This window comes from Sulfurovum sp., assembly GCF_041562805.1.
GTDB lineage: Bacteria > Campylobacterota > Campylobacteria > Campylobacterales > Sulfurovaceae > Sulfurovum.
In genome coordinates, this window is record NZ_JBFFOH010000080.1 from 1 (window position 1) to 10,960 (window position 10,960).

General features: G+C 41.3%; 9 protein-coding genes and 1 pseudogene. 6 read left to right on the forward strand and 4 right to left on the reverse strand.

Annotation, left to right across the window (positions count from 1 at the left end):
* The 6 genes and pseudogenes from ABYK33_RS09805 to ABYK33_RS09830 form a co-directional block, all read left to right on the forward strand.
* A partial coding sequence (locus ABYK33_RS09805) for a glycosyltransferase family 4 protein (RefSeq protein WP_373032990.1) occupies positions 1-760 on the forward strand: 760 nt, incomplete at its 5' end.
* Between the two features lie 203 nt (positions 761-963).
* A pseudogene (locus ABYK33_RS09810) lies at positions 964-1,071 on the forward strand (transposase); the annotation flags it as partial.
* Positions 1,072-1,121: 50 nt separating this feature from the next.
* Positions 1,122-2,444, forward strand: a complete 1,323-nt coding sequence (locus ABYK33_RS09815; protein WP_373032991.1) for an O-antigen ligase family protein — start codon at positions 1,122-1,124, stop codon at positions 2,442-2,444.
* 201 nt (positions 2,445-2,645) lie between these two features.
* The gene (locus ABYK33_RS09820; RefSeq protein ID WP_373032992.1) at positions 2,646-4,025 is read left to right on the forward strand and encodes a hypothetical protein; all 1,380 of its coding nucleotides are present in this window, start codon (positions 2,646-2,648) and stop codon (positions 4,023-4,025) included.
* Between the two features lie 93 nt (positions 4,026-4,118).
* Positions 4,119-4,907 (forward strand): lipopolysaccharide kinase InaA family protein, encoded by a 789-nt coding sequence (locus ABYK33_RS09825; protein WP_373032993.1) that lies wholly within the window; start codon positions 4,119-4,121, stop codon positions 4,905-4,907.
* Positions 4,904-5,950, forward strand: coding sequence for a glycosyltransferase family 9 protein (locus ABYK33_RS09830; protein ID WP_373032994.1), 1,047 nt, complete (start codon positions 4,904-4,906; stop codon positions 5,948-5,950). The genes ABYK33_RS09825 and ABYK33_RS09830 overlap by 4 nt, the downstream gene beginning before the upstream one ends.
* A gap of 189 nt (positions 5,951-6,139) precedes the next feature.
* Here ABYK33_RS09830 and ABYK33_RS09835 read toward each other — a convergent pair whose 3' ends face one another.
* The 4 genes from ABYK33_RS09835 to ABYK33_RS09850 form a co-directional block, all read right to left on the reverse strand.
* Positions 6,140-6,934 (reverse strand): class I SAM-dependent methyltransferase, encoded by a 795-nt coding sequence (locus ABYK33_RS09835; RefSeq protein ID WP_373032995.1) that lies wholly within the window; start codon positions 6,932-6,934, stop codon positions 6,140-6,142.
* Positions 6,935-7,376: 442 nt separating this feature from the next.
* Entirely contained in the window at positions 7,377-8,360 is a 984-nt protein-coding gene (locus tag ABYK33_RS09840) for a glycosyltransferase family 4 protein (protein ID WP_373032996.1), read from the reverse strand.
* Positions 8,361-8,442: 82 nt separating this feature from the next.
* Positions 8,443-9,141: a hypothetical protein gene (locus tag ABYK33_RS09845; RefSeq protein ID WP_373032997.1), complete on the reverse strand. Its 699-nt coding sequence runs from the start codon at positions 9,139-9,141 to the stop codon at positions 8,443-8,445.
* Positions 9,142-9,457: 316 nt separating this feature from the next.
* Positions 9,458-10,177 carry a methyltransferase domain-containing protein gene (locus ABYK33_RS09850; RefSeq protein ID WP_373032999.1) on the reverse strand — a complete coding sequence of 240 codons (720 nt, stop codon included), beginning with the start codon at positions 10,175-10,177 and terminating at the stop codon, positions 9,458-9,460.
* Positions 10,178-10,960: the final 783 nt, after the last annotated feature.

Below are 10,960 nucleotides of genomic sequence, written 5' to 3' on the forward strand. Positions count from 1 at the left end.
GAAGACCAGTAAGCATTATCGTGAGAAAATCATGGAGCATCTCTTTTTGCCCCGTCTGAATGGTCTGATCTGCATTACTGAGGCGCAGCAGGAACGGTACCAGCAGGTCTTTCCGGAAATGGCGACCTGCTCCTTTCCCCTAGGGACCAAACCCAAGGACAATCCGGCCAGTATTGACACGGTGCGCAGGCGGCGGAAACTCATGTATGTGGGGCATATGCATGGCGAGAAAGGGGTGGACTTTCTTATGCAGGTGGCAACAAGGCTTGCGGATCTTGATGTTAAGATTTCGTTTTGGGGCGGGAAGTCCAAAAAAAATCATATCTTTGAAAAAAGAGCCCAGGATCTAGGTATTACCAATATGGTTGAGTTCGTGTCCTTTCAGCCCCCTGACGTGTTGCAAAAAGCTATTGCCGAACAGGCCAGTATTGGAGTGGTGATGTTGCAGGATACATATTATAATCGCTATCTGACCTGCCCTGTGAAGGCATTGGATTATCTCTCCCATGGTATTCCTGCCATTGGTAGTGATATTCCCTCTGTCCATGAAGTGCTACGGGATGCTGGAACCTATATTCCCCCTGATGATGTGGATGCCTTTGTCGCTGCAGTACAAACCCTCTTGGATGATGCGGATCATTATGCAGCAATGACAACCAGGGTACGGGCACGGGCTCAACAGACTACATGGGCAAAACGAGCAAGTGGTATTGTTGATTTTGTTGAATCTACTTTAACCGCAGGAGATGGGGTTGAGTAAAAGGGCTTGCTCTACGGGAGTAAGGCAATACCCGATTTAAACGAGGCGTATATGTGAGTATAAAGATAATTAGCATTTCATCATGATAGTGTCGCGACTTTGGGCATTGATGGAGTAATTATCACCATGAGCTTGAGCAATGTGTTCGGCGTAATGGTCTTGGTGATCGGGTAAAATTTCTAGGAAATATCCCCATCATTTATTGGCCCAATTTGATCACATTTTTTGATTATCCACCGGATATAAAAAAGGTGATTTATACGACAAATGCAATCGAGTCATTAAGCAGCGTTATCCGTAAGTCTATGAAGACCAGCAATGAATCGGTTTATGATCGAATTCGAAGAGCCGCTGGCTTCTTATGTATGAAAAAGGTAATTACACCGAATTATTTACAGGCTCACAATTTATGTTTGATATCTTACAATTTAAAGAGAAGCCGTTAGTTATATTTTCGCCAGAGGTGTTGGTCTATCTAGGCCTGGTGCTGTTGGGCTACGCCATACCAACGAGTCATACAAATGCTATTGAAAGTGGAGGGTTAATCTTTGTTTTGCTGGGTTGTTTGGGTTTAAAATTGAGTAACCGAGATTTTAAACTCAAAGATAATCCATTGTATCTCCCTTTTGGGTTGTTTTTTGCTGTTATTCTTTTATCCATTCCGTGGAGTTACAATCTCGGTGATTCTCTGAATGCCATACGAGGAGAATTTTTAACTTATACACTCCTTTTTTTTGCTTTATCAGGGTTTTGCCACAAGCGTGAGCATTTATATCGAGTGATGGCGCTTCTTTGTTTAGGGAATGTCTTCGGGGTGCTTCTTTTTGCTTGGCATTTCTATGTTGTTGGTTTTAATCAAAATCAATTTGCTGGTTTGTTAGCGGCAAAGCAGATTTTTAATAATGGGCCAGTAGGGGCGAGTAGTTATTTTATCATGTTTGCAGCAGTTTGTTACGCTGGTTTGTTTTTTCTTCCTGGGAAGAAAAACTTTTTTCTCATTAGCTTATTGTTGGCCTTAAATTTATGTTCTCTCTATTTGTCGTATCAGCGTGCAGGTATTGTGGCCATTGGGGTTGTGCTTTTTATGCCTTTTGTTGTTTGGCGAATGGTGGCAGTTAAAAGATTGTATCTTATGCTCCCTGTTTTATTATGTTTGGTAGTTTTGTTTTTTTTGACGCCGATCCGGGGCAAATTTCAGACCAATAGCTGGCAGGTCATTTTATCAGGAGATTTGGCTACGTTGGATGCCAGAGATCCTCTGCAGGTTCGTGTGTTAATTGCGAATCATTTTTGGCAACCTTTCAAAAAGCATCCCTTTATCGGGTACGGTTATGGGCGTTCAAATCTGCAGAAAATTGATCTTGAAAGTGTAAAACCGCGCCCTGGTGGGCTTACCCATGCTCATAATAGTGTTTTTAACTTTATGTTACAAACAGGTGTGCAGGGATTGGTCGCTTTTCTGTTGTTGCTTTTTATGCAGATTAAGATTTGCCTGAAAGGGATTAAATGTGCTAACAATTACGGGGAGCGTTTTGTCTTTGCGGGTGGCTTGTTTTTGCAGATAGGGTTTTGGGTTAGGATGCTTTTTGATGATGTCTATAACTCCGGGACAGCACTTATGTATTGGATGGTGATGGCTGTAATTGTTGGATTGTTTTCAATACTTAAAGCCGAACAGCATTAATAAAAGTATTTTATGGCAATAGATATACAGGCATATACTCATGTTTAATTGTCCGTATAATTCCAGTTTGCTTGAATAATAAGGGAAAAATCATTTTTTTTGGTGCATACCTCCTGTTGTTTGGGGAATGTGCTGTCTAGAACATATAAAGTTGGAGACAAGAGTTTTTGTTTCTTTGTTCAGATTAGATTAAAGAGAACCATGTCTAATATTTTATATTTAGTCCATAAGAAGCGATTTGATTATTCCTTTGGGATGTATCTTAGCAAGTTTCATCATGTTACGTTTATGACCTCTGATCCGATGGTAGGTCTATTCCTTGACGCGCAGCATGCAGCGCCAGAATATTTATATAAGGTAGAACCAGTTCAACTTAAAAAGAGAAAGGATCCATCTATTCAACAAATTCTTGAACAAACTACTGCTTATAGGTTGTCGACAGATGTGCAGGTGAAAGAGGCACTTTATGCATTATGTGTTGGGTATGTCCAGTTCTTGCGGAAATATTTAGTTAATAATAAAATTAGTATTATTATTACAACTGCTCGGCACTTTTTAGATATATCTTGTATTACCGCCGTTGCAAATGAGCTCAAGCTGCCGGTATGTTATCTTTCCAGTGGTTTTTTCCGAAGAGCCTCGTGTGGGCTGTCATTTGAACCCCCAAAACCTGATAACCCTGAGGTCTGGGGTAAACGCCACCGTAATGAGGAAGATAGACTAGTTATTCCGGTTCGTTCTGTTCCTGAAGTTACGTTTGATCTCGTCTCAATAAAGAAAACGAATCCTTTTCTTACTCTCTGGCAGAACGCCAGATATCAGCGTAATCCTTTTTGGCAGTCAAGGCATCCGGATTCAACTCCTACCGACTCCCTGTTGAATCACCTGAAGAAGCAATTATTGAAAGCCGTCGGATATGATTTGCCTGGCCAGTCATCGACTGCTTTGCCAGAGGAATTTGTTTTCTTACCCTTACAGGGAAATGAGGTTTTTGAAAGAATGGGATATCCTATGGGTCTCTCAGGTATGGAACAGTTGACAACTTATGTTGCCTTGGGGTTGCAGGCGGCCAATGAATATAGAGATTCAACGTTAAAACTTGTGGTGAAAGAGCATCCGGCAGAACCTGGTATTATTAGTACGGAGTTTAAGAGGCAGCATCCAAATATTCTTTTTCTGCGTAAATATCCTATTGGTGAACTTCTCGATAAGGCTAAGCTTGTTGTTACCTTTAGCTCGTTGGCTGGATTTGAGGCTTTACAGAGGTATAAGCCTGTGATCACTTTTGCCCCATGTTTCTATACGTTACCGCAGTTAGTCTATTGTTGTGATGATCTTGATTCACTATCGATCTTAATAAATGATGCTCTGGGTAAAGGATGTGATCAACAGGCTGTTGATGCTTTTGTTCTTTTTGTGAAGACCCACTTTGAGGTGCCCTGTCTCGGTTTTAATAGGTCAAATCCAACGATAGCGATGTTTCGAAAAATACATGGTCGAATTGAAGGTCTTCTTGATTACGCTCAGTCTTATGACGTTTACCCTGCCTCATGGGCATCGCATGGGGAGGATTGTTCATGAATGTTTTCTATTATTCTCTATGATTTTACAAAGATTATTACCTTCCAGAGAGGGGGTGTTGGTTCAATTACCGGCCTGGATTGAGGGAGCATTGTGATTGGCCGTAAACAGATAAAAGGTTTTTTGAGTGATAGGCTCAATGCAGACCTAAGAAGTATTCTTGTGCGTGACCCTCTCTTGCTTTTTAATAACAGTGTCATAGACTTTAAACTCGAGAAACGAGGTAGGGTTTCTTTGGTGGAGCTACAGGGCCACCAGTATATTGTGAAACATTATTATGTCAAAAGTTGGTTGTTTTGGTTTAGGCGAGCTTTTCTCTCATCTCTCGCTCTTAAGGTGCAGTCTCAGGTGGCAATATTACAACAGAATGATTTTTCAACGCCTCTTTTACTTGCAGCAGTGGATAATGGTCGCGGTTTAGATTATCAGGGTACAACCTGTGTGTATGAGTATGTAAAGCCAGATAAGGATCTTGGTCAATTGCAGGATGATTTTGCTGACTTTACCAAGCGGGCTATTATTTTAAATTCTATTATTCCTCTTTTAGCTAGGATGCATAAGTCTGGAATTTATCATGGAGATGCAAAAATAAGTAATTTTTTATGGGTTGAGCATTCTTCAAAAGTTGATATCTCTATTATAGACCTGAATGATTGTCGGTTGATGGCAAAAATTTCGAATAAACAGAGAATTTATGATTTAACAACTCTTATTTTTTCATTAGCTTGGTGGCGGAATGATTCGAACTTTGTTTTTGAATGTTTAAATATTTATTTACAGCTTGATTCGTCTTGGTGTCATGATAAAGAGGCTGTTCTGGATGATATAACGGAACGTGTAGTAAAAAAACTTGCCCACCGTAGAAATCGACAAGAAAGATGATTGATTCGAAAAATGACATAGGAATAGTATTAACCTTAATGCCAGATTGTCATATTGGCAATCTGGTGGTGTCGCTTCCAGCGCTGGTTGCCCTGCGGGATCATTATCAAAATATTCCCCATTATTTTATCATCGATTCGGCATTTAAAGAGATTGTCGAAACCCTTATTGACCCTAAATATACACTTTTCTATCCACGTCGGGCGATACGCCAGGGTAATATTTTTAAGCGAGCCTGGATTTATGTGCAGTTCATGCGTCGCGTGCAAAAGTTGAATCCCGATCTTGTTATTGATCTTGAGGGTGGGGCAACATCAGCAACTATCGCTAAGATTTGTGGGGCAAAGATTCGTCTATCAAAAAAATATCCCGGGCGACCTTCGGTGTACACCCACAAGGCTGAGATGCCTGAGGGTAAACATAAAGTCTTTGATTATAATGCCATTGCTGCAGCCACAGGCGCTTCGGTTTCTGATGAAATGTTTCGATTTTTTCCTGATTCACATAAAAAAGAGAAAGTTGATTTTCTTTTGAAACAGGCAGGAGTTGATTTTGCAAAGCCTTTGGTGGTCATTCATCCAGGAGCTGGACGATTACAAAAATTGTGGACGATTTCAGGCTTTGTTGAGGTGGTTGATTGGCTGACTTTGCAAGGCTGTCAGGTTGTTTTTGTTGGAGGGCCTGCCGAGGTGGAACGTGCTGAAGAGGTGATCGCAAATCTTGCCCGGCCTGTCTTTAGTTTTGCTGGTAAACTTTCTTTAGGAGAGCTTTTGCCTCTTCTTGAAAGAAGTACGGTGTTTTTGGGAAATGACAGTGGCCCAATGCATATGGCGGCTGCCATGGGGATACCGGTTGTTGCCATGTTTTCCTATGCCGATGATCTTGAGTGGGGGCCAAGGAGTGAACATTTTGTCGTTCTTCGCGGGCAGGATGTGTGTGTGCCATGTGTCAAGAAAAAATGCACCGATCCGCGCTGCATTAATACCTTGTCACCTGGCCTGGTTAAAGGTGCTTTAGGTTCCTTTCTTGGAGGGAATCATTAGGTTAGGTCTCTCTCTGGGCTGGGTCGTTCACTCGTTACCCTTTCTCATTGCACTGTGTACTGAGATGAGGGGTTGGGTTCGCTGTTTGTCGTATGTGAGGATATATGGCTTGCAAGCGTAATCCGCTTCTCATTTTCAAGCGCAGATAAATTACGCGGGGTGGGGTGTAGCTCTACATCATCCGAGAATTTAACTATTTTTAGAATGAACCGGTTCGTGAACCTTGTTTTTCTCAAGGACCACAATGGAGTCGTGGATATGAATGCCAGAGCAGTCTTTGCTGATGACAGCCTGTTTCAATCCTTTTGTATGGTACCAGTGGTGCATATCGTCCACCAAATCCATTAAAAATCTGAAGAAATTTATCTTGGCTCGATACCCTCCACCGAAGCGTTTCCAGTAGGCGGCATGTAAGTCTTCTATCATGTATATTCCTCCATAACTCAAATGTGGAAATAGAAATTTTAATGTAGCAGGAATATGTTCCATATGATGACTACCATCGTCCAAAACTATATCTACACCACCCATCTCCCTAACGACCGACTCCAAAAATATTTTGTCAGTTTGAGAACCTATTCTAACTTGCCCAGCCAGACCATTAAATTTTTCGCAATCGGGATTGATGTCAATACCGAAAATAATAGCATCATCTCCAAAGTATTTCCTCCACATCTGAAGACTGCCGCCTTTACTTACGCCAATCTCAAGGAATCTTATCTTTCGCCCTCGAAAAGATGAGAAATAACGATCGTATAGAGGGATATAGTGGTGCCACTTGTGAACAATAACATCTTTATTAGTGGCAAAAAACTCAAGCAAGTCGCTGTCATGACCATATTTTCCCTGTATGTCCTTCTTAACATCAGAATCTTCATTAAAGTTGAACTTAAATTTTTTGGTACTTTCTGGCTTATATCGACTCCTATCACGCTCCATAAAAACATTTGGAACCAATATCTTTATAATTTCTTTAAGTTTCATCAATAGATCCCTGTTAAATTGACGGCACGAGCCGTGTTGTTCGTTGCGAGGCCTAAATATAGCACTTATACATTGCTGGCTAATCGGTTATGTGCTCGTGCCACATATCCCAATCGAGCCCGTACTGCGTAATATTTTTTGAGTCTCTACCTCTTAACTTATGATGGCGTACATCTTATATTACTGTCTTAAAATAGTGCCCACTATAGACTTCCCTGTCTATTTTTTTCAGAAATCAGGCCCAGTAGTTTTGTGGTGGTCTTGTTAAAATAAATATTGAAGTTGTTTTCATACATCATCATCTAACTGTTTTCTTGAAATAACGTTGAAAAAATATGTGTGCTGTAGCACGTGTAAATATCCTTCAATTGGTTGCAATCTTTCTTGGTTTCCTCTGAAGATACTTTTACAAGTTGGATCTTCAACTATGTCCCATGATTTTCTAAATTTTGAGCAGATAATCCAGATCCTGTAACATTTTTTTACAGCCAGATTGAATGGAATATCCATGTCGGCAATGTAACCGGCCAGCCTCACCCATTTTGTTTTGTAACTGGGGATTGCCAGCAAGAAAAGTTATAGCCTCCTGCCAATCTTGATCCGTGTCTGCCAGTATTCCGGTAATGCCATCTTGGACAATTTCAGTTTGGACACTAACGGGTGAAGCAATCACAGGTAACCCTGCGGCCATATATTGCAGGCTTTTAAGGCCACATTTGCCCCGGGTAAATGCAGTGTCCGGTAATGGTGCAATGCCGATATGGGCATTAGCCAGTTCACGGCCCTCGTTTTCTTCAGACCACTGTACTGGTATAACCTGTAAATTCTGGCTATGTAGGGTGAAATCAGCAATGATTTTAAGTCTTAAGTTTGGGATTGCTTTTGCTGCCTGTTCCAGTGCTGGCATAATATTTTCGAGCCATGGGCGGGATGAACTCCCGCCTATCCATACAAGGTCAACAGAGTCCTTGGGCTTTTGTTCATCTAAAATATATTTTTCACACTCAAGGGTGGTTTGAATCAGACATTGATGTTTTGCATAAGGTTCAGCTGTTTTCATGAGCTCGTCATTCCCAGCCCATACGGCATCGCACAAAGAAATCATTTTTTGATATTGGCTTAGAATTTTTGGGTGTGCGGACCCATCATCCCGAACATATATGGCATCATCATGGTCAAAGACCAAGTGTTTGGATACGCGACGTAATAACCAGCGAAAGAAGGGTTTAAAGGGTTTCCTTAATATGATAACGATATCCGCGTTGCGGGCCTGGTTCAGGGCAAAGAGATAGCTTGTGAGGCTTTTGGCAACTTTGCACTCTTCAGGTGTCCAGCCCGCCTGTCGTAAGCAGTCAAAATAATGCAATGCTCGATATCTGGTGGAGGCAGCATGCTGTCCTTTATGTAAAAATAAAATTTTAGGCATTGGTCTGTAAAGGTTATGTCACTCCGCCAACTGTTTAAGTGGTTGATGGTTGAAGTTTGGGTCGAGCCGTAATCACGTTGTGTTATAATAGTGATGTGAAAAGCTTAGTAACAGCAGGGTCATTTTGCCAGACCCTTATAAACCGTTTCTTGTCACGTGAGTGGCGATACTTAAAGAGACTCTGGCTGCGAAATTGCCGCATATAGTCTAAGTCCGTTAATATAGGTTTGTTGTCACTAATCAAAATATTGGTTCCCTTCATGTCTCCATGGGAAATTTTATATTTTTTTAAGAGTGAGAACAATTCTATAATGTTCTGGGCCACAGGGAATAAGGGGATTTTATGCTGGTGAGGTTCCTTAAAAAAAGAGGAGCAATTTATGGCCTCAACATATTCACTTATAAAATATGTCTGCCGTTTTAAAGGACCTATTCTTTTTTCCACCAGAGCAACCGGACATGGTGTTCCTATACCACATGTCTTCAATATGTGGGCATTCCTCCAAGAATTCTCTGCGTTACTATATCGCACCAGACGTTTTAAACCCTGCCAGCCTCCCTTAATATTGTAACGCTTAACAACAAGTTTGTGCTCTCCAGTAGTTGTGCGCCAGACGGTACTGGTGTCACCGTCTTTTAGTATTTCGGTATCGGGATCATTTAAACTTAGATCCGGATCTGAAAATAAATTATCAAGTTCACAACAGGCATATTTAGGGTCATAAATCACCCTTGATCTGAAGGTTTTTCTGCTTTGATATTGTCGAAACGTGTTACTCATTATTGTAGTTTAAAAGTTTCCGGTTGAAGTGGTCTGAAAAATGATAAAAATAAAAACTCATTTCTGATCGTTGAAGAGGGCGGTTCTGGCATCAAAATCAATATGAATTCCCAACATCGACAGTTGTTTTCTGAAAAAATAAATGAAACAAGCGGCTGTTGAACTCTTTTACAGAAAACTCTTCATCTCCAATCTAAATTGCAATAACATTTTTACTATTATACAACCAGCCCAAAAGAGTCCCCTCTTGGGCTTCTGTCCTGGCTTTAGGGTAAGGACCGTCAGGTCACAGGCAAATGATTTGCCGTGTAACAGTCTATCGGCAGAGGAGCCATTTTTTGACAGCCCGTCGGAAAAGATGAAAAGTACCCTTGATTGTGAAATATTGTTCGCTCATCTCCAGGTAGGTGTCTGGATGAACAATAGCTAGAGGGGCAGGGCTGGAGTCTGGTAGGTTTAGTGCAGGGATTTGTTCTTTGTTCACAAAGAGAAAAATATTTTGTCTGTACCAGACCGGTATTTTGGAATCATCCCAAATTTTACCTCTAATGACATCAAAGAGTATGAATCCCTTTTTAGCGAATATCTCTTTCCAATACTCTGGCCACTGACAATTGATATGACTTTTGCCTACCTGATACGGGATGGCAGCAGAGAAAAGTATCATATCAGATAATTGGGTCAGGGAGTCGACAAAGGTACTGGCCTTGTCAGCTGGTAAATGTTCTGCAACTTCGAGGGATATCGCTAAATCATAACGTTCCGCCAGGTTTATCTTCTCATCAAGATTTTTTTCAAGAAAATTTTCTTTAGGAATAACAAGATGTTCTTGGCTGACCCAACTGCCATCAACGCCCTGGATACGTTTGATACCTTTTTGTTGTAGAACTGAAAGCCAGGTTCCGACACCGCATCCAAGGTCGATGGCAGAGGTTACTTCTGGCAGTATCTGCAGTGCACAGGATAGTATCTTCTCGGCAGAATAATTGGTTCTTAGATGCCTTTTTCGGTAAAAGCGTTCATTGTAGATCTGCATTGTCCGGTCCTTATTTTAGATGAGGTATTGTAATTCCATGGGAGTATCTTTTATATGCATCCATTATTCAAAACGTCCTATGCTGAGATGGTGAATAGAATTTCAGGTATAGTAATAGTTTTTTGAGTAGTTGTAGATATAAAAATATTATTATGAGCATTGAAGATGGAGCGCACCTATTCTGAAGATGTTGGTCACATCTGATACTATAGAGTTGGTGATGGGGCCCCTTGCCCGGCCTGCCTTGATTTTTGCCTCTAAGCTCTCTCGAGGCGAACTCTTTCCCCTGTTGGTACAGAGAGTACGGTGTTTCTCGGCAATGAGCGTGGGCCAAGGCATATGGCTGCCGCCATGGGTACACTGGTGGCGTACACGCCATGTATCAAGAAAAAATGTGCACACACACGCTGTATTAAGAGTATGTCCCCTCTCTTGGGTAAGGCGCTTGCTTCAGTCCTGGGCAGGGCATGCTGAGTTTTGCCTGTAACGGCGGGTTGGAGCGACACCATATTCATGTTGGACCTTGTATAATCTGCGGGAAATGGGCCAAGTGTCTGCTTGCTCATCAATTCCCCGAGCCTATTGTTGCTCTTCGGAGTTGTGAATTGTATCTAAGTTCTTTGCTTGGTCACAGTGCAAGTTAAAATAATAAAAAATCAAATCTGAATGAAATCAGATTGTTCCATGGCTACAGGGTTAAATTTGTTTTTTTATGATTGTATCCTTCTTCCCGGTGGTTATAATTTATCTTTGATATACTGAATGGAATCGTCAAGAAAAAGC

Coding starts and splice junctions, on each gene's coding strand:
- ABYK33_RS09815 (WP_373032991.1), top strand. CDS start 1,122: ATGTATGAAAAAGGTAATTACACCGAATTATTTACAGGCTCACAATTT.
- ABYK33_RS09820 (WP_373032992.1), top strand. CDS start 2,646: ATGTCTAATATTTTATATTTAGTCCATAAGAAGCGATTTGATTATTCC.
- ABYK33_RS09830 (WP_373032994.1), top strand. CDS start 4,904: ATGATTGATTCGAAAAATGACATAGGAATAGTATTAACCTTAATGCCA.
- ABYK33_RS09835 (WP_373032995.1), bottom strand. CDS start 6,934: ATGAAACTTAAAGAAATTATAAAGATATTGGTTCCAAATGTTTTTATG.
- ABYK33_RS09840 (WP_373032996.1), bottom strand. CDS start 8,360: ATGCCTAAAATTTTATTTTTACATAAAGGACAGCATGCTGCCTCCACC.
- ABYK33_RS09845 (WP_373032997.1), bottom strand. CDS start 9,141: ATGAGTAACACGTTTCGACAATATCAAAGCAGAAAAACCTTCAGATCA.
- ABYK33_RS09850 (WP_373032999.1), bottom strand. CDS start 10,177: ATGCAGATCTACAATGAACGCTTTTACCGAAAAAGGCATCTAAGAACC.